The sequence below is a fragment of the Streptococcus mitis genome, from assembly GCF_013305725.1.
Taxonomy (GTDB): domain Bacteria; phylum Bacillota; class Bacilli; order Lactobacillales; family Streptococcaceae; genus Streptococcus; species Streptococcus mitis_BO.
Genome location: NZ_CP047883.1, coordinates 98892 through 121924, shown reverse-complemented (window position 1 = coordinate 121924; position 23033 = coordinate 98892). Strand labels below are relative to the sequence as shown.

At 39.6% G+C, this 23033-nt stretch carries 23 protein-coding genes and 1 pseudogene; 5 read left to right on the top strand and 19 right to left on the bottom strand.

Features of this window, described 5'->3' with window-relative positions; translation table 11 throughout:
• Window positions 1–15: 15 nt before the first annotated feature.
• The 14 genes and pseudogenes from M594_RS00585 to M594_RS00520 all read right to left on the bottom strand — a co-directional run bounded on the left by M594_RS00585 (window position 16) and on the right by M594_RS00520 (window position 10726).
• Window positions 16–957, bottom strand: a pseudogene (locus tag M594_RS00585) (YitT family protein).
• Window positions 935–2698 carry an aspartate--tRNA ligase gene (aspS, locus tag M594_RS00580; protein ID WP_173875694.1) on the bottom strand — a complete coding sequence of 588 codons (1764 nt, stop codon included), beginning with the start codon at window positions 2696–2698 and terminating at the stop codon, window positions 935–937. The pseudogene M594_RS00585 and the gene aspS overlap by 23 nt, the downstream one beginning before the upstream one ends.
• A 154-nt stretch (window positions 2699–2852) precedes the next feature.
• Window positions 2853–3083, bottom strand: a complete 231-nt coding sequence (locus M594_RS00575) for a hypothetical protein (protein WP_000832184.1) — start codon at window positions 3081–3083, stop codon at window positions 2853–2855.
• A gap of 17 nt (window positions 3084–3100) precedes the next feature.
• Window positions 3101–3742: a CPBP family intramembrane glutamic endopeptidase gene (locus tag M594_RS00570; protein ID WP_173875693.1), complete on the bottom strand. Its 642-nt coding sequence runs from the start codon at window positions 3740–3742 to the stop codon at window positions 3101–3103.
• Window positions 3743–3751: 9 nt separating this feature from the next.
• Entirely contained in the window at window positions 3752–4450 is a 699-nt protein-coding gene (locus M594_RS00565; protein ID WP_173875692.1) for an ABC transporter permease, read from the bottom strand.
• The gene (locus M594_RS00560; protein ID WP_173875691.1) at window positions 4443–5267 is read right to left on the bottom strand and encodes an ABC transporter ATP-binding protein; all 825 of its coding nucleotides are present in this window, start codon (window positions 5265–5267) and stop codon (window positions 4443–4445) included. The genes M594_RS00565 and M594_RS00560 overlap by 8 nt, the downstream gene beginning before the upstream one ends.
• Before the next feature lie 10 nt (window positions 5268–5277).
• The gene (locus M594_RS00555) at window positions 5278–6012 is read right to left on the bottom strand and encodes a DUF3169 family protein (RefSeq protein WP_302478531.1); all 735 of its coding nucleotides are present in this window, start codon (window positions 6010–6012) and stop codon (window positions 5278–5280) included.
• A gap of 2 nt (window positions 6013–6014) precedes the next feature.
• Window positions 6015–6212 carry a hypothetical protein gene (locus tag M594_RS00550; RefSeq protein WP_173875689.1) on the bottom strand — a complete coding sequence of 66 codons (198 nt, stop codon included), beginning with the start codon at window positions 6210–6212 and terminating at the stop codon, window positions 6015–6017.
• Window positions 6199–6387, bottom strand: coding sequence for a hypothetical protein (locus M594_RS00545; RefSeq protein ID WP_173875688.1), 189 nt, complete (start codon window positions 6385–6387; stop codon window positions 6199–6201). Before M594_RS00545 ends, M594_RS00550 begins: the two co-directional genes overlap by 14 nt.
• Window positions 6387–6593, bottom strand: coding sequence for a helix-turn-helix transcriptional regulator (locus tag M594_RS00540; RefSeq protein ID WP_173875687.1), 207 nt, complete (start codon window positions 6591–6593; stop codon window positions 6387–6389). The genes M594_RS00545 and M594_RS00540 overlap by 1 nt, the downstream gene beginning before the upstream one ends.
• Window positions 6594–6602: 9 nt before the next feature.
• Window positions 6603–7070 (bottom strand): hypothetical protein, encoded by a 468-nt coding sequence (locus M594_RS00535; RefSeq protein ID WP_173876726.1) that lies wholly within the window; start codon window positions 7068–7070, stop codon window positions 6603–6605.
• Window positions 7070–8350 carry a histidine--tRNA ligase gene (hisS, locus tag M594_RS00530; protein ID WP_101776924.1) on the bottom strand — a complete coding sequence of 427 codons (1281 nt, stop codon included), beginning with the start codon at window positions 8348–8350 and terminating at the stop codon, window positions 7070–7072. Before hisS ends, M594_RS00535 begins: the two co-directional genes overlap by 1 nt.
• A gap of 77 nt (window positions 8351–8427) precedes the next feature.
• Entirely contained in the window at window positions 8428–9675 is a 1248-nt protein-coding gene (locus tag M594_RS00525; RefSeq protein ID WP_173875686.1) for a transporter, read from the bottom strand.
• A 199-nt stretch (window positions 9676–9874) separates the two neighbouring features.
• The gene (locus tag M594_RS00520) at window positions 9875–10726 is read right to left on the bottom strand and encodes a helix-turn-helix domain-containing protein (protein WP_049544535.1); all 852 of its coding nucleotides are present in this window, start codon (window positions 10724–10726) and stop codon (window positions 9875–9877) included.
• A gap of 124 nt (window positions 10727–10850) precedes the next feature.
• Here M594_RS00520 and M594_RS00515 point away from each other — a divergent pair, with 124 nt between their 5' ends.
• Window positions 10851–11192, top strand: a complete 342-nt coding sequence (locus M594_RS00515) for a metal-sulfur cluster assembly factor (RefSeq protein ID WP_033681053.1) — start codon at window positions 10851–10853, stop codon at window positions 11190–11192.
• Window positions 11193–11252: 60 nt separating this feature from the next.
• Here the strand turns inward: M594_RS00515 and ilvD are convergent, their stop codons facing one another.
• Window positions 11253–12956, bottom strand: a complete 1704-nt coding sequence (gene ilvD / locus M594_RS00510; RefSeq protein WP_117306186.1) for a dihydroxy-acid dehydratase — start codon at window positions 12954–12956, stop codon at window positions 11253–11255.
• Between the two features lie 229 nt (window positions 12957–13185).
• Between ilvD and rpmF the strand changes: the two genes are divergently transcribed.
• From rpmF to M594_RS10070, 4 genes are all read left to right on the top strand, one after another.
• Window positions 13186–13368 carry a 50S ribosomal protein L32 gene (gene rpmF / locus M594_RS00505; RefSeq protein ID WP_000290417.1) on the top strand — a complete coding sequence of 61 codons (183 nt, stop codon included), beginning with the start codon at window positions 13186–13188 and terminating at the stop codon, window positions 13366–13368.
• A gap of 15 nt (window positions 13369–13383) precedes the next feature.
• Window positions 13384–13533 carry a 50S ribosomal protein L33 gene (gene rpmG, locus M594_RS00500; protein WP_001265622.1) on the top strand — a complete coding sequence of 50 codons (150 nt, stop codon included), beginning with the start codon at window positions 13384–13386 and terminating at the stop codon, window positions 13531–13533.
• A gap of 143 nt (window positions 13534–13676) precedes the next feature.
• Window positions 13677–14066, top strand: a complete 390-nt coding sequence (locus tag M594_RS10075; RefSeq protein WP_254597160.1) for a hypothetical protein — start codon at window positions 13677–13679, stop codon at window positions 14064–14066.
• Window positions 14067–14203: 137 nt separating this feature from the next.
• The gene (locus M594_RS10070) at window positions 14204–15058 is read left to right on the top strand and encodes a hypothetical protein (protein WP_254597159.1); all 855 of its coding nucleotides are present in this window, start codon (window positions 14204–14206) and stop codon (window positions 15056–15058) included.
• Window positions 15059–15246: 188 nt separating this feature from the next.
• Here the strand turns inward: M594_RS10070 and M594_RS00490 are convergent, their stop codons facing one another.
• From M594_RS00490 to M594_RS00475, 4 genes are all read right to left on the bottom strand, one after another.
• Window positions 15247–16848, bottom strand: coding sequence for a type I restriction-modification system subunit M (locus M594_RS00490; RefSeq protein WP_173875685.1), 1602 nt, complete (start codon window positions 16846–16848; stop codon window positions 15247–15249).
• Between the two features lie 61 nt (window positions 16849–16909).
• A complete protein-coding gene (locus M594_RS00485) occupies window positions 16910–18136 on the bottom strand; it encodes a restriction endonuclease subunit S (RefSeq protein ID WP_173875684.1) in 1227 nt (408 codons plus the stop codon).
• A gap of 11 nt (window positions 18137–18147) precedes the next feature.
• A complete protein-coding gene (locus tag M594_RS00480) occupies window positions 18148–19218 on the bottom strand; it encodes an AbiH family protein (protein ID WP_173875683.1) in 1071 nt (356 codons plus the stop codon).
• A 160-nt stretch (window positions 19219–19378) separates the two neighbouring features.
• Window positions 19379–22747 carry a type I restriction endonuclease subunit R gene (locus M594_RS00475; protein ID WP_254597157.1) on the bottom strand — a complete coding sequence of 1123 codons (3369 nt, stop codon included), beginning with the start codon at window positions 22745–22747 and terminating at the stop codon, window positions 19379–19381.
• Window positions 22748–23033: the final 286 nt, after the last annotated feature.

Here is a 23033-nt window from a genome sequence, read left to right as displayed (position 1 = left end):
TGGTTTTTTTAGTTACTAATTATCTGTTTCAACGAACCGTCCCAAAATATGAACATTCTCCGAGACAGAGACAAAGGCGCTTGGATCCACCTGTTTCATAATCTGTTTAAATTCATTAAACTCTGCACGGGTAATGACAGTGATTAAAACTGGCTTTCTTTCGTGATTATAGGTTCCTTCTGCATCGTGGATCATGGTTGCTCCGCGGTGCAATTTTTTATGGATTTTTTCAATTACCTTGTCTGGATGATTGGTCACAATCATAGCTTGCATGCGTTTTTGCTTGGTAAAGACCGCATCTGTCACACGGCTAGAGACAAAGATGGTAATCATAGAGTAAAGAGCGTATTTCCAACCAAAGGTCACACCTGCTATCAGCATGATAGTCCCATTTACCAAGAAAGAAATACTACCGACATTCTTACCTGTTTTCTTGCGAATAGTCAAACTGACGATATCCGTTCCACCACTGGAGATATTGTTTCGAAGAGCAAAACCAATCCCCAAGCCCATGACGACGCCCCCAAAAAGGGCATTGATAATAGGATCCTCCGTCAAGGTCGCCACAGGGACAAACTGGATAAAGAAGGAACTCATGGATACGGTGATAAAGGTAAAGACGGTGAACTTATGGCCAATCTGATACCAAGCCAAGACCATCAAAGGAAAATTAATGGCCTAGAAGGTCAGCGAAATAGGAATGTGAAAACCAAACCAGTGATTACTCAAGGCAGAGATAATCTGTGCCAGACCTGTCGCACCACTCGAATACACATGCCCTGGTTGGAAAAAGAAATTGACCGCTACTGCTGATAAAAAACCATAGACCAGTGAGGCCGAAATCTTCTCATCATATTTTTCGCGAGAGATGCTTTGTAAGACACGTAAAATTTTTATCTGATGAGCAAAGCGGCGCAGATAATAGCGCCACCGCTTAATTCGTTTTGCTTGTTTCATCTTCTTCTACTTGTAAGCTGAGTTCCTCTAGTTGTTTGAGAGCTACTGTTGAAGGAGCTTGTGTCATTGGGTCAGTTGCCTTGTTGTTCTTAGGAAAGGCAATAACTTCACGGATATTTTCTTCTCCAGCAAGTAACATGGCAAAACGGTCAAGCCCGATAGCCAAACCACCATGTGGTGGGAAACCATAGTCCATGGCTTCAAGAAGGAAACCAAACTGATCATTTGCTTCTTCGGCTGAGAAACCAAGAGCCTTGAACATACGTTCTTGAAGGTCTTTTTGGTTGATACGAAGGCTACCACCACCAAGCTCATAACCGTTCAAGACAATATCGTAAGCAATGGCACGAACTTTAGCCAAATCACCTTCTAATTCGTGAGCAGTCTCTTCCTGTGGAAGGGTAAACGGATGGTGGGCGCTCATGTAACGACCTTCTTCTTCAGACCATTCAAACATTGGCCAGTCAACCACCCAAAGGAAGTTGAATTTATCGCCATCAATCAAGCCAAGCTCTTTGGCAATACGTCCACGAAGGGCACCAAGAGTTGCATTGGCCACTTCAAGCGTATCCGCCACAAAGAGAACCAAGTCCTTATCTTCAAGAGCAAGCGCTGTTGTCAAATCTACTTGGATGTCCGTCAAGAACTTGGCAACTGGTCCGTTTAATTCTCCATCAACTACCTTGACCCAAGCAAGACCTTTGGCACCGTACTGTTTGGCTACTTCCGTCATCTTGTCGATGTCTTTACGTGAGTAGTTATCCGCAGCGCCTTTGACTACAATTGCTTTTACAGCAGGTGCTTCTGAAAAGACTTTGAAGTCAACACCTTTGACCACTTCTGTCAAATCCTGAAGCAACATGTCAAAACGCGTATCAGGTTTATCAGAACCATAAAGAGCTATAGCATCATCGTATTTCATACGAGGGAATGGAAGCGTCACTTCGATGCCTTTAGTCTCTTTCATCACGCGCGCAATCAAGCCTTCTGTGATATCTTGGATTTCTTGCTCAGTAAGGAAAGATGTTTCCAAGTCAACCTGTGTGAACTCAGGTTGGCGGTCACCACGCAAGTCCTCATCACGGAAACATTTGACGATTTGGTAGTAACGATCAAAACCAGCATTCATCAAGAGCTGTTTCGTGATTTGTGGACTTTGAGGAAGAGCGTAAAAATGCCCTTTATTAACACGAGACGGCACCAAATAATCACGCGCCCCTTCAGGCGTTGACTTAGAAAGGAATGGTGTCTCCACGTCGATAAACTCCAACTCATCCAAGTAGTTGCGGATAGAGTGGGTCACCTTAGCACGAAGTTTAAGATTTTCCAACATTTCTGGACGACGAAGGTCAAGGTAACGGTATCGCAAACGTGTATCGTCATTGGCCTCAATGCCATCCTTAATCTCAAATGGTGTTGTCTTAGCTGTATTAAGCACTGTCAGAGCTGTCACGTTTAACTCAACTACACCAGTTGGCAACTTATCATTGGCTTGCTCACGCGCAGCGACCTGTCCAGTCACCTCGATAACAAATTCGCTACGAAGGCTTTCAGCTGTTGTCATGACCTCTGCAGAGACTTTTTCAGGGTTGATAACCAACTGCATGATTCCTTCACGGTCACGAAGGTCGATAAAGATCAAACCACCCAGGTCACGACGACGGCCAACCCATCCTTTCAAGGTTATTTCTTGTCCGATGTGTTCCTCACGAACACGACCAGCATACATACTACGTTTCATTATTTCTCTCCTCTTTTATTCTGTTACTATTTTACCATAAAAGCGCAGGCTCTTCATGAAAATCATCAGAAAAGTTTGCCAGTCTTTAAAAATCAAGTGAAGACTCTAAAAATTGACGCCCATACAAAAATCCGATGAAGTTCACCGGACTCTTTTATTTTGAATTTTTGCCTGCTTTACGCTTTTCAGCAATTTCAGCTGCCTTTCGAGGCAAGACAATTTCCGTTGTGTAAGCTGTCCCAAAGCGCAAGACACCTGCAATAGGGGCAAAGACAACTGCTAGATAGTTGTAGAAGAAATCTCCCTTAAAGGCATAAGCTAGCGCTCCGATAATGAAAAATAGAACGACTGCTTGAATCACTGCTAATAAAATTACTCGTTTCATGTGACCTCCTGACTCTATTATAGCATGAGAATCATCAAAAAGCTGACTAAATTATTCAAAGCGTGGAGAGAAATACTGTAGACCAGACCTTTTCTGCTAATATAAGCCAAGCCCAAGCTAAAACCAAGACTAGCATAAACTAAAAACTGTTGCACATCACCTGGGAAATGAATCAAGGCAAACAGAATACTGGATACCAGAAGAAAAATCAGAGTTTGTTTACTATTGTCCTGCTTAGGAAAGAGATAGCGTGCTAACATCCCTCTAAAGATAAGTTCTTCCGTCAAAGGAGCAAAGACCACCACCATAAAGAAACCAAATGCAGGCTGTTCCACTGTCAGTTGAGATACGATTTGTTGACTGACCGACGGATCTTCTGGTAAAAAGAACTGGGCTGTAATCGCCACTAGCAAAACCAGAGTAGGCAACCAGATATGACGATTAAAAGCAGTCGTCTGGATGCTAACCTTTTCTGTCTGATACCATCTGTAAACTCCATAAACATAGGCCCCTGACAGGACGACATAAAGTGGTAAGACTCCAAAGATTGAAGCCCCTAGTCCAAGAGCTGACAGCGCCATGCTCTGAACCAGACCATAGATAAAGTAAAAGGATAGAATGGCTAGAAGAAACCAGCCAAGGTTTTTAAGTAGTTTCATATAAATCTCCTATCTTGCTTTATAGCTATTTTTCAATACAAAGAGGTTCGCTATTCCTAACACAAGTACCCAGGCAAGTAACATGCCGATATTAGAAAAGGATATTTCTCCACCCTTTTGATTTAAAAGATTTACAATAGGACCGACGAACGAGTAATCTAACACTTTCTGAGCCGTATCATTTTGAAGAGCAATTATAGGTAAAAAAGAGACAATTAACATAGGGAAGATACTATAAACTTGCGCTTTAGATTGAGTATCTGACACCGCACCGATTAGAAGGTTGAGAAAAATAATACTAATAGTTGCTAGGAGCAAATAGATAACGTAAGCAAATAAATAACCAGATACATCTACTCTAAGATAGATGGGAAGTACAATCATAGCAAGTAACATTATCAGAATAGGGAGAACAAGCATACTGAAAGTATATTCTGTTGCTGTCACACCACTTAGGATGAGTGATTTAAGATTTCGTTTTTCCTTATCTTCTGCCATCATAATCGATACCATATAACCACTTCCCATGCTCAAGACCATCGTCAAACTCATAGAAAGGAAATACGTACTCAATTCTCCACTCTTGTTTAAGAACTCATTATATAGAACAGCCAGTCCAAAAGGCAACAATAGAGTCGCCAACAAAGTTGAATTGCTGATAAGAACTTGTAATCTTAACCATAGTAGGGCATTTAATTTTCTAAACATCTAACTTTTCTCCTGTCAATCTGATAAAGATTTCTTCTAAAGTTGGCTCACAAGAGTGAACCACCATCAAATCTGTCGTGTCTAAATGTGGTAATTCATCAAATGGAACTATCTGTTCTCGTCCGTCGTTATAAACCACACGTACTTTCTTATCCACATGGTACTTCTGGATGATATCTTGCGGACTTCCATACTCTATTAGGTTACCCTTATTCAAAAGAGATAAGCGATCACAAAGCAGAGTTGCTTCATTCATATCATGCGTGGTCAGAAAGATAGTTGTCCCCGCCTGCTTTAATTCTTGAAGTAGGGTATGAATCATCTTAGATGTTGTAGGGTCTAAGCCACTGGTTGGCTCATCTAGAAAGAGAATCTTAGGAGCATTCAGAAGGGCACGAGCCAAGAACATTCGTTGTTTCATTCCTGTAGATAACTTTTCTGCGATAATATCTTTAGCATCTGCCAATCCAACCTGTTGAAGCACCTGAACTACTCTATCTGACTTGAGACCATATAACTTAGCGTAAATGAGCAGATTTTTGTAAAGACTCATCTTTTCATAAAAACCACTGCCATCACTAACAATACCGATTTGTTCCAAATCATTTGAGGTTAAATCTTGAGAATTCTTACCTAACAAAACTGTTTTACCTTGATCTGCAGCCAACTGACCTGTTAAGACGTTAATCATGGTTGTTTTACCTGAGCCAGAAGGGCCAAGAAAACCAAAGATTTCACCCTCCTTAATCTCAAAAGAAATCTGATTAAGAGCCTTTTTGCTCCCAAAACTTTTGCTTACATTTTCAACACGAATCATAGAAACTCCTTTATTTGAAATAACGTTTTACCATAGGTAACTGCATCACATTGATATAAATATGGATTGCTCCTACAAGCAAGAAGGCTAGTAACTGAATCTCTCCTGTCAGTAAGGAAAAGAGAGCAATCAGAAAGTACAAAGCTGGCAAGACATAGTTATTTAATTGGAATAAAATCCGAAAACTCTGTTCCAAATTAGCCTTGCGCTCCCCTTCATCATAAGAATCGAAATGGTCCAAGATATCCTTTGGTGTAGAGAAAAATACTAAATCAAACTGACGAACAATCGCAATTGTTTTAGAAAGATATTTTTGACTCTGCAAGAACAGCACTAATGCCAAAAAGGAAAGGGAAAATGTTATACGACTTACATCGAGTACAATTACTTCACTACTTGAGATGACAAGAGCCAATAAAATCGCTACACTTGTAATATTAGAAGTAATGGTTCCAAACTCAATATTCCGATACATTTGCACATAATAGGTCTCATTCAGATCATCATCCATTTCCTCTTGATACAAGGAGTGAAATTTTCTGCTTTTCTTTAAGAAATTGAACGTCAAAACAATGCCAACGAAACCTAATAGTAAACAAATAGCTGATATCCATGGTATCAAGATTTTTACATCTAACATAATTCCGTGGAATTCGGCACCAGCCTTCAACATATCTACAAACATGTACAAAAAAACTCCCAAGACAAAAGGAATTAAAAATAACAAGCCATGTTTCTTTTTCATATTCATTCTCCTTTTTCACTTGCTAGATTTTTGGATTTCTTTTCAATCCAATCAATTACTGGGATGAGGGCAAAGTAGGCCCAAATAAATTGATCACTGTAATAGAGATCAAACCATCCTAGATTTGCTCCAATTAGTAGACACACGCTGACTAATAGAGCTATGGCAACTACATAATAGATCACTTTATACTTGTTCATCATTTTTCTCCTTTTTCTTCAACCAATTGAAAATGGACACGAGGGATAAATTAAGCCAAAACAAATACTTACTTTCAACAAAATAGAACCAACCTAGTAATGTTCCAATCATAGCAAAAGCATTCACAATGAGGGCAAGAACACTCATGTAATAAATCACTTTATACATGTTCATCACTCATCCTCCTCTAAGCGAAATACCGATTCGACTGTTTCATTGAAAATCTGAGATATTCTCAAGGCGATCACAATGGACGGGGTGTATTCGTCCCGTTCTAGTAGGCTAACGGTCTGTCTGGAAACCCCTGCCAGCTTGGCTAGGTCGGTTTGGTTGAGACCATCGCGAGCCCGAAGCTCTTTTAGACGGTTTTTTAGTTGCATGTTACACACCTACTCTCCGTCAAATTCAACGGCTTGGATATCCTCAATACGTTGCAACTTGAATTTTTCTTTTCCATTTTTATCAATATGACGTAGTTTGACCCATTCCTCATCAACATCCACAACTTCCCATAAAGATGTTCCAAACACTTGTCCAACGATTGTTGGATTTTTCCCAATTAATTCTTGCAATAATCTTGACATATCTATATTTCCTTTCTCTTTTCTTTCGATTACCTTTAACCTCTTCTCTAACCGCTTGATTTTTTTAGATTGACTCGTATAAATCAAGACGAGAAAAGGGAAAAAAATCCATACCCACATGTGGCTCCCTCCTATTTCTTTATTTCTTAACTTGCTTACATTGTAACACATCTTTTTCTTTTTGACAAGCATATTTGTCAAAAAGTTTATGATTTTTGTCATTTTGCAAAAGAAAAAGGTCAGGGGTAGGTTCCTGACCAGTCTTTCTGTTATTAAAACCCTAGTTTTTCAAAGATTTCTGAGAAGTTTTGGCTGATAGTCTCAAGCGACACTTGCACTTCTTCTCGGGTTTGATTGTTCTTGACCGTCACTTGTCCGCTTTCGACTTCACTCTCTCCTAGGGTGATGAGGGTCTTAGCCGCAAAGACATCGGCTGACTTGAACTGAGCTTTGAGTTTACGGTTGAGGTAATCACGCTCTGCTTTGAAACCTTGTTGGCGAAGAGCCTGTACCAATTCCAAAGCCTTAACATTTGCCCCTTCGCCCAAGACTGCTATATAGACATCTAGGGCGTTTTCGATAGGGAGGGCCACACCTTGCTTTTCAAGAATGAGAAGCAGGCGCTCTACACCAAGTCCAAAACCAAATCCAGCAGTTTCAGGGCCTCCAAAGTAAGAAACCAAACCATCGTAACGACCACCCGCACAGACTGTCAGGTCATTGCCCTCAATCTCAGTAATAAACTCGAAAATAGTGTGATTGTAGTAGTCCAGACCACGCACCATATTGGTATCGATGATATAGTCTACTCCAAGATTTTCCAACATCTGACGCACAGCATCAAAATGAGCTTGACTTTCTTCATCAAGGAAGTCCAAGATAGAAGGTGCATTCTCTACTGCTACCTTGTCTTCTTTTTCTTTAGAGTCCAAGACACGAAGAGGATTTTCCTCCAAACGACGTTGGCTATCCTTAGACAAGGTCTCCTTGAGCGGTGTCAAATAGTCAATTAAGGCTTGACGATAGGCCGCACGGCTCTCAGGATTCCCCAAAGTGTTAAGGTGCAATTTGACACCTTGGATGCCGATTTCTTTCAAGAAATGAGCTGCCATCGCGATTGTTTCCACATCGGTAGCTGGATTGCTAGATCCAAAACACTCAACACCAATCTGGTGGAATTGGCGCAAGCGCCCTGCCTGTGGACGCTCATAACGGAACATAGGGCCCATGTAGTAGAACTTACTTGGCTTTTGCACTTCTGGGGCGAAGAGTTTATTTTCCACATAGGAACGAACAACAGGCGCAGTTCCTTCTGGGCGGAGGGTAATATGGCGGTCACCCTTGTCATAGAAGTCGTACATTTCCTTGGTTACGATATCGGTCGTATCTCCGACAGAGCGACTGATGACCTCGTAATGCTCAAAAATAGGCGTACGCACTTCTGCATAGTTATAGCGCTTGAAAATCTCACGGGCAAAGCCCTCAACATACTGCCACTTGGCAGATTCAGCAGGTAAAATATCCTGCGTTCCTTTTGGTTTTTGTAATTTCATAGGGAATCCTCTTTAAACTTAATAGTCTTATTTTACCATAAATAGAGGGATTAAAACAGTAAGAAAAAAATTAGGATTTAGATATCATTTTTGAGATTAATAACTGTCAAAAGAATAGCTATCAAGGAGAGACCAACAAATAGCATCCAAGTCAACTGTATATTCCATACAGCTATAAGTGAAAAACAAGCTGTTCCCACAGGTATGGATAAGGTAAATAATAAACCTAAAAAATTACTGGTACGAGCTAGAACCTCTGGAGCTAGATTTTTCAGGAGCATGGCACTAATCTTTGGTTGAACTTTACCAGACACATACAGAGTTGAACAGAGAAATAGTAAACCAAGTACGACTTGATTGAATAAATTAGCTAGACCAACTAGACTGAGTCCTACGGTCACCCACATCATCAATCTAGGCAAGGACTGCTTCCCAAAATAATCATTGCCCGTAAGGCTACTGATGATGATTGCTAACAAAGCACAGACTTGACTGATAAATAATGCCTCTGTGTAAGAAAAGTCCAAAAGAGAATGGCTCAAAAAGAAGATGTTATAGATGCTTCCTAAAGCGCCACCCAAGGCATTGATAAGCAAGACAGCACAGAGCATAAAACCAAAGTTTTTCTGTCCACCTTTAAGAAAAACGAGACGTAAATTCCGATAAATCGTTAGGAACTGGTCTTTGATAGAAAGCTTCTCATTTTTTAGTGATTCACCATCAGGAGATGAAATTGACAGGCTCAATTTGCTTTTTCCTAAAAAGAGGATGACGGCTGATACTAGGAAGAAACAGGCATTGATTCCCGCAACGAGGGAAAAATTGTTGACCGATAGCCCTAAGAGCCAGACTCCAAAAGCTTGACCACCAATAGCTGAAATATAGGTAATGAACTGGGAAAAAGAGTAAGCCTCCATCAAATCATCTTCAGCTACTTTTTCCTTAATGAGAGGCATGCGCAAACCACCTGCAAAATCACTGATGACATCACTAATGACATTGATTAAACACAGGCTAGAAAAGGCAAAGAGACTAGCTTGCTGAACAACTAGGGCTACTAGAAAAAATAAAACCGCCTGAAACAAACCGCTATAGACCATCCATTTGACCTTGGCCCTCGTGTAATCTGCCCGAATCCCTACAAAAACTGTAAAGAGAGTCGGAATAATCATGACAATATTCGCCATAGCAACCGCAAAAGAAGCTTGTGGCAAAGTCGATGCATAGACGATAAATACCAGGTTGAAAATCGAAGCACCAAAAGCATTGAAGAAACGTGACAAAGTCAAGAGTCGATAAGCTTGATTTCTAAACAATAGTTTCATAGATAATCTCCCTTCTTGTTCGAAGTTTTATGTGAAGTATGACTATAGTATAGCACTTAGAAATTTTAGAGGAAAAACTTTGAATATATGCAACAAATAAAATGAGCAAAAAGAAACGATAGAATTTCTACAGTGACACGAGAGAGCCCAACAGTTCTATCGCTTCAAATTTTAAATTATTTTCTTAGTTTGCAGATATTCAACAATCGGTTGTATTTCTATAGTATTCAGCAGATTTATTACAACCAAGCATCTCAAAAATACGGACAGCATCCTCCATCTTTTTCTGGCCTTCCTTGACTCTACCTTGCTTGCTATCAAGGAGACCTTCCGCCCACAAATAGACGATTCGAAAATAGGTTTCATTTTCATTGTAGAAATGCTCTTCTATAACACGTTTAAAATAATAGGCATTGGTAAATTCTTCACACTCAATGCTAGCTAAAAAGCCATTCAATAGTATAGTATGAAAAAGGTTTCTATTGCCAGACATTTCCATTAGAAAATCAGATTTACGTACCATTTCTCGTACATATCTAGTGAAAAGAGAAACAGATAAAAATAGAGAACTGATTGAAAATAAATTGAGTTCATAGATTCCCCAAATCTCAGTAGAAAACAAGTAGTCATGAAGAACTCTCCCTTCCTCTGCCGTTAACTCTACCCTTTCATCCATGCTCTTTATATAAGACTTGATAAGAATGGCATTTAGAATATGTTTCTGTTTGTTTTGAGAATGGGCATGCTTTTGATACTCCTTGCGATACAAGTCCTCAAGCGGAGCTATATTCTTTGGATCCAAGACATCTTTGATTTCTTTTCTCAACTCAGAATCTGTATCATACTGAAAACCTCTCGCAAGAAAGAGGATTTCCTCCACACTGGCAGATATATTTCCCAGAGCAAATAGAAACTTTTCCACCGAAAGCTCACTCTGACCAGTTTCAAATCGGGACAACATAGACGGCGAAAATTGTCCTCCAGTTGCTTGTCTCAGCGAGATATTTCTTGACTCTCGTAATTGTCTAAAGACTTTTCCAATCTTCTCCATAGGCTTCCCCTTGATTCGGCATTTTCTTTATATTATCATATTTTTTCAGAAAATTCATCAAAAACTTGCCAAATTGTCAGAATTATGAGAAAATAGAGGATATTTATCATGTGGAGGGACTGTAATGAGAGACGATATCAAAATCAATGACCGCGCTTTGGCCTTAAAAGACCAAATTATCGAAAAACTAGAGAAGGTTTTTGATACAGATGTGGAATTAGATGTTTACAATCTAGGGTTGATTTATGAAATCAATCTGGACGAAACGGGTCTCTGTAAGATTGTCATGACCTTCACCGATACTGCCTGCGATTGTGCCGAAAGTTTGCCTATTGAAATCGTTGCAGGTCTGAAACAAATCGAGGGTATCGAAGATGTCAAGGTTGAAGTTACATGGTCGCCTGCCTGGAAGATTACACGAATCAGTCGCTACGGTCGTATTGCCCTTGGACTGCCACCTCGTTAAACAGGCAAATTACTTTTGAAGATGAAAATAAGCAAGCCGAGATTGGCTTGCTTTTTAAGTTTATTTTTTACCTGACTTGTCCATATTCCAGAAGTCTGTCACGGCTCCGCGTGAAGCAGATGATACAATATGGGCATATTTACCGAGGACACCACGGCTATAAAGTGGTGGCAAGGTTGTTTCTGCCTTGCGTTTTTCAAGTTCTTCTTCGGATACGGCCATGGAAATTTCTTTGGTATCCTGGTCAACTGTAACGATATCGCCTGTACGAAGGTAAGCAATCGGTCCACCATCTTGAGCTTCAGGAGCGATATGTCCGACAACCAGACCATAAGTACCACCTGAGAAACGGCCATCCGTCAAGAGGGCAACCTTGTCTCCTTGACCTTTACCAACGATCATTGATGAAAGTGACAGCATCTCAGGCATACCAGGACCACCTTTAGGCCCCACGAAACGAACAACGACTACATCACCATCAACGATTTCATCGGTCAGAACAGCCTGAATCGCATCTTCTTCTGAGTCAAAGACCTTAGCTGGTCCAACGTGACGACGCACCTTAACACCTGATACTTTAGCAACCGCTCCATCAGGGGCAAGGTTCCCGTTCAAGATGATAAGCGGACCATCTGCACGTTTAGGATTTTCAAGTGGCATGATGACTTTTTGACCTGGAGCGAGGTCTGCAAAATCAGCCAAGTTCTCAGCAACAGTCTTACCAGTACATGTGATGCGGTCTCCATGAAGGAATCCATTTGCCAAGAGATATCTCATAACCGCAGGCACACCACCGACTTCGTAGAGGTCTTGGAAGACATACTGACCAGATGGCTTCAAGTCGGCCAAGTGAGGCACACGTTCTTGGATCGTATTGAAGTCCTCAAGTGACAAGTCAACATTAGCCGCATGGGCAATGGCAAGCAAGTGAAGAGTGGCATTTGTAGAACCACCGAGAGCCATAGTTACAGTGATGGCATCTTCAAAGGCTTCACGAGTCAAGATGTCTGATGGTTTGAGACCGAGCTCCAACATCTTAACAACAGCACGTCCTGCTGCTTCAATGTCTTCTTTCTTGTCAGCTGATTCAGCTGGGTGAGATGAAGAGCCTGGCAAACTCATACCTAGAACTTCAATAGCAGTCGCCATGGTATTAGCAGTATACATACCACCACAGCCACCAGGTCCAGGGCAGGCATTACATTCGAGACGTTTTACGTCCTCAGCCGTCATATCACCGTGGTTCCATTTTCCGATACCCTCAAAAACAGAAACCAAGTCAATGTCTTTGCCATCAAGATTTCCCGGTGCAATAGTTCCACCATAGGCGAAAATAGCTGGGATATCCATATTGGCAATGGCAATCATAGAACCAGGCATGTTCTTATCACAGCCACCGATAGCAACAAAGGCATCCACATTGTGGCCCCCCATCGCCGCTTCGATTGAGTCCGCGATGATATCACGAGATGTTAGAGAGAAACGCATACCTGGCGTTCCCATAGCAATTCCGTCCGCTACGGTAATTGTCCCAAACTGCACAGGCCAAGCACCTGCTGATTTTACACCTTCTTTAGCTAATTTCCCAAAATCATGCAAGTGGATGTTACATGGTGTATTTTCCGCCCAAGTCGAAATTACTCCCACAATCGGTGTTTCAAAGTCCTTATCTGTCATACCAGTCGCACGAAGCATGGCACGGTTTGGTGATTTAACCATGCTGTCATAAATGCTACTGCGATGACGTTTATCTAATTCAGTCATTTGTTCCCTCCCATTTCAGTTTTTACTATTATAGCACATTTTAAAAGCAATGAACAGAAGAAAATTCTTGAATTTTCAGAAAATTCGATTAATTTACTTAATGACCTTCTAATTTTTTCATCTTTTTTTGTCAAGTAACTTTACTTTACAAAAAAAATGTGTTATTCTAGTATGGTTGATGAAAATCAGTAGATTGAATCGAATATAAATACCTAAAGGAGAAATCAAAATGGCAGTACCTGCACGTCGCACTTCAAAAGCGAAGAAAAACAAACGTCGCACACACTACAAAGTAACAGCTCCATCTGTAAACTTTGACGAAACTACTGGAGATTACTCACGTTCTCACCGTGTATCACTTAAAGGATACTACAAAGGACGTAAAATCGCTAAAGCTGCATCAGCTGAATAATAGAAGGGAGATACCATGCGCGTAAATATTACACTTGAACACAAAGAATCTGGTGAACGCTTGTACCTTACTTCTAAAAACAAACGTAACACTCCAGACCGTCTTCAATTGAAGAAATACTCACCAAAACTTCGCAAACACGTTGTGTTTACAGAAGTTAAATAATTTAACACAGTAAAAGCCTATGAAATCAACGTTTCAATGGCTTTTTTCTTTTAATTTTAGCAAAATAACTGAATATGATTGTTCATATCAAATAGGGGAATATTTTTGATATAATTATTTTGAAAATCATCAAGGAGCCTAGTATGAAGAAGACCATCAATATTAATTGGGGAGAAAAAATTTCTGAAGTCTCTAAAAAAATCAAAGAATTTAAAATAACTTCTTTTTATATGTTAAGTACAGACCTATATAAAATTGATAATAAAAAGTTAACACAAATTATTACCAATAAATTTGAAAATCATCCTGCCACGATAATGATTTTAATAGGTACTAAAGATAACCAACTTATTGCTAAAAAAAATAAATTTTGGAATATCCCCTCTGAAATACATCATTTGAAAGATGCGATTGATAAAAAGACCAATGACTATCTTGACTTATACTTTATCAAACTTGAGAAGGAAAAGCAAAAATGGTTATATAGCACAGAGAGTAATCAATTTATTAAATTTGTGTTTCTCCTCTTATAGAATTTGGTAAAGAGAGCAAAATATACCTCTACTTTGTCACACTTACCGTATATCAAAATGGATCAATAGTAATTGATTTATTTGAGGATTTGAGAGACTCTTTTTATGATGTCGACTTTCAACACCCGTATACCAAAATGATAGCCAAACTCTTTCCTGATTTTAAAAAGCGAAACAAATCATACTCTTTGGACTCTTCTCAACAGTTAGATGATATTTTAAATTATATAAAAAAAGAATTATCTTCAATAAGCGGAGGCATTCAATTAAGCGAACGTTTTTTTACACTCCATTTCATTACTAATATGAAAGATATGAATAAATTAGAATTCTTTAAAAAAGACAAATTGTATACTTGGATGATTAACGCTCCATATACTTCACAAGCTCTATCCTCTATGAATAAATCAAAATATTACAGAACAGACTATTTTGATTTAGAATACATTAACTACATAAACAAAGGTTCTAATTATGTCATCTGGAATAACAATAATTCTAATAATTTTGAGTCCAATTTTCTACAACAAGCTAGCTTCTTTTTAGCTTCGGCTACTCCTTTTTTTCAATTAGTTTGCCTTGAAGAAACTATTATGGACGGACTTGAAAAATTCCACCTTTCAAATGAAAAACATCTTATTCAGTTTAATGAATGGGCTCACAATTATAAAAAATCATATGTTTTTATGTACAGACTGAATTTTATAGCCATTTTTGAACTTTTTAATCATCTTAAAGAACATTCTGATTTCATTCACGATGAATATGTGGAAAAAGTAAAGCAAGAGGAATATGACTTGATTAAGGAAAAATATCAATTTAATGAATTAAGAAATACTAAACTTATGGAAGCCATACTTTTTATTATTGCTTCCGTATCTGTTCTTCAAGTAATAAATATCTTTACTAATAACATTGAGATTTTATTGATAAGTTTAGTTAGTATTATTGTTATTTCTATATTCATAATCATAGTAAGAATACTAAAATAATAATTAAAGGCCTATGAAATCAAAGATTTTAATTATCAATCAAATTTACTTTTTCGCGTGACAATCGTCTTAAAAAACAAATTTAAGCAACATTATATTTTAGGAAGAAAAAATAATTCTCGGAACATTTTCGGAAACCAAAGCGCAGGCTCAAGTGAACCTGCGTTTTTTCATTCTTCCCCCACTCTCTAAATCTCATTCAATTTTTCGAGATAGGCGGTTAATTCTGCTTGGGCTTCTGGCGTTGTACCTACTAGCTGGCTGCGCATATGTGCGAGTCTGGCTTCTACCTCTCCAATTTCTTTATCAATCTCTGCGAGCTGGTCTGCGAGGTCGGCGAGGGGAACAATGGGTTCTTCCTCAAAGGTATCGACATAGCGTGGAATGTTGAGGTTGTAGTCATTTTCGACAATCTCTTCAAAGCTGGCTAGATGAGCAAACTTCTCGACATTCTCGCGTTTTTGATAGGTCTCCAAAATCTTGGCAATATGGTCTTCGGTCATATTGTTTTGATTTTTCCCTTTTTCAAACTCTTTTGAGGCATCGATAAAGAAGACATCCTTGTTAGTGCGATTCTTTTTAAGGATAATAATGGTTGTCGGGATAGAGGTGTTGTAAAAGATATTTGCTGGCAAGCCGATAACTGTGTCAATAGCGCCTTCTTCTAATAGGTGCTGGCGAATCTTTTGCTCGGCTGCTCCTCGGAAGAGGACTCCGTGAGGGAGGACGATAGCCATGACACCATTATGCTTAAGATGGTAAAAACCGTGAAGGAGGAAGGCAAAATCCGCTTTGGACTTAGGCGCCAGAACTCCATAACTTGAAAAGCGAGGATCTTGCAGGAAGCCACTATCTGCTGACCACTTCAGTGAATAGGGTGGGTTCATCAAAACCCCATCAAAGTCTGTCGGCTCCGTAGTCGGCCAATCTTCGTCTAGGGTATCGTGGTGGCTGAGGTGATAGTTCTCAATCGCAACTCCATGAAGCATCATATTCATGCGTGCAAGGTTGAAGGTCGAAGTAATCAACTCCTGACCGTAGTAAGAAATTGTCGAAGCTTCCTTACTATAGCGCTTGGCATTGAGCAAGAGAGAACCAGAACCCATGGTCGGGTCGTAAACCGACATGCCCTTTTGATGCTCCCGCCCTGCAAAGACAATCTGAGTCATGAGGTGAGAAACTGCTTGAGGTGTATAAAACTCTCCAGCTTTTTTCCCAGAATCGCTGGCAAACTGGCCAATCAAGTACTCATAAGCATCACCCAAGATATCACCAGCATGACCAGACACATTGAGTTCGTTGAGCTGTTTCATAACCTCAGAGATGGTCTTGTTTTGCTTTTGTGGGGTGTTGCCTAGCTTTTTCGCATAGAGGTCAATATCTTCGAAAAGATTTTCAAATTTTTCATTGGCCTGCTCGATATCACGGAAACTTTGGGCTAGAGACTCTAGCTGGAAGGTTCCTTCGTGGATAGACTGAACCAGCTTGGTAAAGGTTAGAGAAGGTTCAATCACATAGCCCAACTCGTCATTTAAGACCTCGATGAGGTCTTCACGGACATCCGCATTCGCAAAATTTTCCTCATAGAGAAGCTGGGCTTGCTGGAAGGACTCAAAGGTCTCGTCCAAGTTATCACAGACGGTTTGGAGGATGTTGTCGGATAGGTACTTGTAGAAAATCAAGCCCAAGAGGTAGGACTTGTATTCATTGGCTTCCATCTGGCCACGCAGGATATCCGCTGCATTCCAGAGGGATTGGTAGAGTTCTCTTGATAAATCTGTTTGTGACATAGGGTCTCCTATCAATTTCTACTTTCATTCGTTTAGTGTAGCTTTTTACGGTCTTGGTATCTTATATAAACATTTTTCTGAGTAGGGTTTGTTTGCTTTCTTTGAGTTGGTTGACTTTTTCCTCTTGTTTGGCAATAGACTTGTCTAGATCTTGGAAAAAAGTATGTATTATCCTTTGCTCCTCCATACTAGGAAATAGTAATTTACCTTGAAGGCTACCTTCATCCGTTATATTAATAGTATTCTTGGCTCCTTTTGTAACAATAGGAGATAAATACTTAGAAGCTTTATTATCATCCATAAGTGATAAGCCAACAAATGGAGCAAAAATTTGTTTTGTAGATTTGAATACAGCGTATAACGGAGATACTATCCCTGTAGTATATGATATCTGGAAAATTCCATAAGGAGCGCCTTTTAATGGACTCTTTGTATAAATTAAGTTTTCTTTATTTACTATTTTATAGTTAGATAAATCTGCTCCAGCAAATGATCTTCCTTGATATTCGATTTGATTAACCACGCCTGCTTCACGTGATACAGACAATACTTGATTTTTATCATATGCTAAATCCACATTTCTATCTTTAGAAACTTTTAAAACTTCATACAAATACTTTTCCTTCCACTCATCTTCAAATCCTGCAAAACGAAGGTCTGGTTTAGTTTGTCCTTTGGCTGGGAAGAGGAGTTTGAGGTAGGTTTTCTTCTGCTCCTTGAGCACCTCTAACTTACGCTGTTGAATGCTAATGAGCTGGTCAATATCTTGGAAGAAAGTATGCATTATCGTTTGTTCCAAGATACTAGGAAATAGTAATTTACCTTGAAGACTACCTTCATCCGTTATATTAATAGTGTTCTTGGCTCCTTTTGTAACAATAGGAGATAAATACTTAGAAGCTTTATTATCATCCGTAAGTGATAAACCAACAAATGGGGCAAAAATTTGTTTTGTAGATTTGAATACAGCGTATAACGGAGATACTATCCCTGTAGTATATGATATCTGGAAAATTCCATAAGGAGCGCCTTTTAATGGACTCTTTGTATAAATTAAGTTTTCTTTATTTACTATTTTATAGTTAGATAAATCTGCTCCAGCAAATGATCTTCCTTGATATTCGATTTGATTAACCACGCCTGCTTCACGTGATACAGACAATACTTGATTTTTATCATATGCTAAATCCACATTTCTATCTTTAGAAACTTTTAAAACTTCATACAAATACTTTTCCTTCCACTCATCTTCAAATCCCACAAATCGATAGCTTGGTTGTTTTGTCATATATCTCCTCCTTATAACAATTGATTGTCCCTTGTATCTATCAATCTTAGTTTATATGCTTTATCTGCACCTAATTTTTTCAGAGTTCTTTTTATTTGTACTATATTTCCAAATCGGTAATAACTATCAAGTAAAATATCTGCATTCGGAGCCTCCTTAAATATTGTTTTTAAATATGGACTGTCTACCCATCTTTGTTCTGAACGAATTCCAAAACCGATGAAATAAATTTCTTTGACAGAAGATAACCTTTCAAAAAGTTCATTGTAATTAGACAATACATTGTCAACTGGTTTCTTTAACTTTTCAACAACTTCTTCAAGATATGCTCCTACATCTAGAGGATTGAAATCACTTAATTCATCATCAAAACCATGTCCAAAAATAAATTTTCCCCCATCAATAACTCCATGTAAATGAAAAACTTGCTTTTCAGGAATTCTATATAAATCTTCTAACGTTTTTGTATAATTGAAGTTGATAAATAATGCATCAGAATTTTTCAAAACGCTATCATTTAACAATTTAGAGTACGATTCTTCGCCTTTAGTCAGAATTCTATCCTTCCAATCAGAATATGTTTCTTCTATCCACAATTTAAATAATTTATTTAAAGAATAATCTATATATTCAGCTAGAATTTCTCCTATCTCATTTGCATTATTAGCCATCAAAGAACCATTCAATTCGTCATCAATATCCAGAAAATCCATAGTAGCAATAGACACTTTATTAAAATCTGCTAATTTCGCTTCAAAATCAGACCAAAATTTCTCAGTTTCCGTAATTTGACCCATTAGCAGATACAATAACTTATACAAATCTACATCATCTGGATATAGTTTTTCCCCTTCTGGTCCCCTTTGCATTTCAGGAATACTATAATCGTCTATTTCTTCTAGCAATATTTCTTCATCAATTCTATTTAGATATAATTTAATGGCATTTTCACTTTGCAACGACTCTAACAGTTCATCTTTTCCATAGGCTTGCTGATAAACGAACTTCTTGAAATATAGATAATCCGTCTTTAAATCATGCGCTATATCAAACCCATTTCCAATAATAAATAATTTTTCCATAATGTTTCTTCTTTCTATTACTCCATTTTCTTATTTCTACACTTTAGATTTTCTTTTTTGATGTCTATTCTTCAATTTTGCCTATTTTGAAACAATAGAAAGTATGATTTGACAAGATAACGTTAAACATCTAGCAAATAAGAAAAATCAAATCGGTATTTTATCTCCCCCTTAAGGGTAAGATATCCTCTGAAATCATGCGCATATAGTCCTCTTTGAGGGCTTTTTTGTATTTGAGTTTTGGTAGTGCCTTGTCTCCGTGGGCTTCCTTATAAGCCAGATAGTCTTGAGACTCGGTGATGGCTTTTTCACCATTTTGCTTGTCTCGTCCAATGCGATAGTTGTCCACTACGAACTGGAGCTCATCCTCCCCTATCTGCCAATAATCTGCCGTTTCACGAATCTTTTTCTGGGTTGTTAGCTCAATCATCTCTTCCAACTTATGGATGATAGACTGTCCCTGATAGCTCTTGGCATCTGATTGGACATTCTGCCAGAGTTTGGAGATGAGGCTGGATAACTTGGGATTGGATTTGTTCAAATCTTCGATATAGTTATCTACCAGACTCTTTTCCTTTTTACCGATAAGGTTTTCCCGATTTTCAATCAACGCTTGGATGAGAGAGAGGATATAGTGATAGTTTATCTCATCGGTGCGGATGGATTCGAGCTCATACTCGATATCCAGTAGGACACCTTCATCTTCTTGGTCTTCTTTTCTGCGTCTGCGGAGCTCTTCGATGACATTTTGATATTGGCCGGCAAAGTTCTCAATGTCTTCTAGGCTGAGGCCAATCTCTCTGAGGATGACTTTCTCATCATAGTCCGAATAGACTTGTATAGAGGATAGGAGCTTGTCAAATTCTTGAAAGGCCTTGGCAAAGCGTTTTAATTCTGCATCTGTCGCTGTATCCAAATCAGGCACCTGCTCTGGACTTGGAGCGATAGCCAGTAGTTGATGAACCTTTTCCAGGAACTTGGCCTTCTCCTCCTGCCATTCTGGGGCTAAGACACTAGTTTCACCCCCATTTGAGTAGAGGCTCAGAGCTTCATCCACCTTTTCTTTAAAGCGGTCAGGCGTTTGGAAGGTGACGATTTGGCCGAATTTCTTGCCTTCATCAAAAAGGCGATTGGTTCGTGAAAAGGACTGAATGATATGCTGGGGTTTCATTGGCTGACGATCCATGAACAGGGTCGATAGGCAAGGGGCATCAAAGCCCGTCAACAAGCGGTCCACCACGATAACCAGGTCCAATTGTTCTTCACGGAAGGCAAAGCGTTCTTTCTTACGAGCCAAGCGGTCGTTGAGGTCACTATTGTAGGAAGCAATGGTTGCTAGGCTAAAGTGGGTGCCAAACATAGCATTGTAGTCTTCTAAACTCTCCTCCATGTAGGCTTGGTTGATATAGGAGTCTGCTTCATTTTCTGTCACAGAATAGGTAATGGCAACCTTAGGAAAGTCTGGCAAGACCTTTTTAACATTTTCCGAGATGCTTAGAGACTTCTCGCCATTTTTGACTTGCTTAATCAGGTTATAATAGGCCTGTGCACGGGCAATGCTTTTAACGGTCAAAATGGCTTCATAGGTTTTTCCTACCCCATTTTGGAAACCGAGTTTGCGTCTTGAGCGATTGAGAATAGCATCTAAAACGGCAAGCATGTGGCCTTCGTCATCATAACGCTCCTCGTCAATCTCATCTTCTGCCCAACCAGGCATGGTTGTCTGATACTCCACATTAAAACCAAGAACCGCCTTGTCATGGATGGCTTCTTTGACGGTATATTGGTGGAGGCAATCACCGTACTGCTCTTCGGTCGTTTGAGCAAGGTCTCCTTTTTGTTCACGTTTATTTTCCGTAAAGATAGGAGTTCCTGTAAACCCATACCAGAGAGAATTTGTAAAGAAATGCTCTAGGTGGCGCTGGCGTTCAGGAGTCACTGCGCGATGGCATTCATCAACGACAAAGGCTAGTTTGAGTTGTTTGATACGATTGTAGACCTTTTGGTGACGGCCTTCATCAAACTGACGAATCATGGCATTGATTTTCTGGATGGTCGTCACAACGACACGGCGGTCATCAGAAGCCAGATTTTTAACCAATTCCTGTGTGTCATCGGTCTCGTCGATATCGATCATATCGTTCTCTGCGTAAGACTGAAAAGAACTGGTCGTCTGCTGGTCGAGGTCTGTCCTATCAATCACAAAGATTGTCTTCTCAATGGATGGTATCTGGAGCAGATTGCGCGAAACCTTATAGGAGGTCAGGGTTTTTCCTGAACCAGTCGTATGCCAAATATAGCCTGATTGGCGCTTGCGACTGGCTTCACGGATGGCTTCAATGGCATGAACCTGATAGGGACGCAATAAAATCAAGGCCTTCTTGTCGTCATCGATGACAGAATACTGCATGACCATCTCGTGGGCTCTCGGTATGGACAAGACAGACTCAGCAAAGTCAAATAGTTGAGGTTGAGGTCTATTTTCACTATCCACCCACTTGGTCAAGAAGCGTTCATTTAGCTTGTTGGCTTTGGCAGCTGCGATGTAGCGAGTGTCTGTGACATTAGAGACGACAAACATCTGAAGACTTGAAAAAATGCCTCTGAACTGTCCTTCTTGGTCGTATTTCTTAATCTGACGGAAGGCATCCATATAAGGATGAGAACGGCTTTTTAGTTCAATTTGAATCATGGGTAGACCATTGATCAGCAAAGTCACATCCCCACGGCGCTGGCGAATCCCTTCTCCGCCTGTGATGACTTGGTTGACAACCTCATAGCTGGATTTGCCACCAGCGACATTGTTTCTCCACAAGACTTCCAAGCGAATGGTGCCTAGACTGGCATCTTCACGTTGAACCTGCACCTTGGCAATACCGTTTTCCCCTGCTATCCACTTGGCTGCTTCATAAAAGTTGACGAAATTGAGCTGGTTTTTGATTTGATTTTTCTCTGAATTTGTAAGGGGATGGTCTTGCAAAATGCGGACATTATTGGCTTCCAGCTTGGCAAAAAAGTTTCCCCATAGGAGATCTTCTGTGTTTAACTCAGGCCGATACACCCATTGACTTTCTCCCTTTGTCAGCTGGTTAATTAAATCCCGCTCGATAGCCAATTCCTGTTTGGTTTTGGCTTTACCTGCTACAGGGATAGCAGTCTCATCTTTGGGAGAGAGTCTCTGGCTGATATGAAAATCCTGCAAGGCTGCTTGATTGAGATGTTGCAATTTTTTGAGAAGATCTTGCTCCGTCCCTTTTATGGCTTGATAGGCTGCCGTCAGGTCTTTATCTGCATCTAGGTAGTGATGTGGGTTCTTCTTTATTTGGATATAGCCCTGCACCAAATCTTCTAAACGTCTCAGCTGAATAGTAAGCTGGTTCTGGAGTTCCTGAGAATTGCTTCCAGATGCTTCTTTCTGGTTGATAGCTTCTAGGTATTCTACGATGGCAGCATAACTAGGCTGTAACTCAGGTGCTGAAACGATGAGCTCTTGTTCTAATTCTTTTGATAAGGTGTAAGCCATGTTCATACCCCATTTCTACAACGCAAAAAGCCTACCAAGGAAATTGGCAGGTTTGGAAACTGGGTACGAGGACTCGAATGCAGCTCTCTGCATGGGACTTGTTTGCTTAACCATAGGGACTCTTCCTTTTCATTCATCCAAGGCGTTGCGACATCGAAAAAACAGCGCCTTTACTTCCTTCCATTGTATCATAAAAGACTAGTAGTGAAAAGGTTTTCTAGGGTATTCTCTCTAAAACTAGCAAGAATTCCCTGACCTTCAAACTTCTACTAATACTCTTCGAAAATCAAAT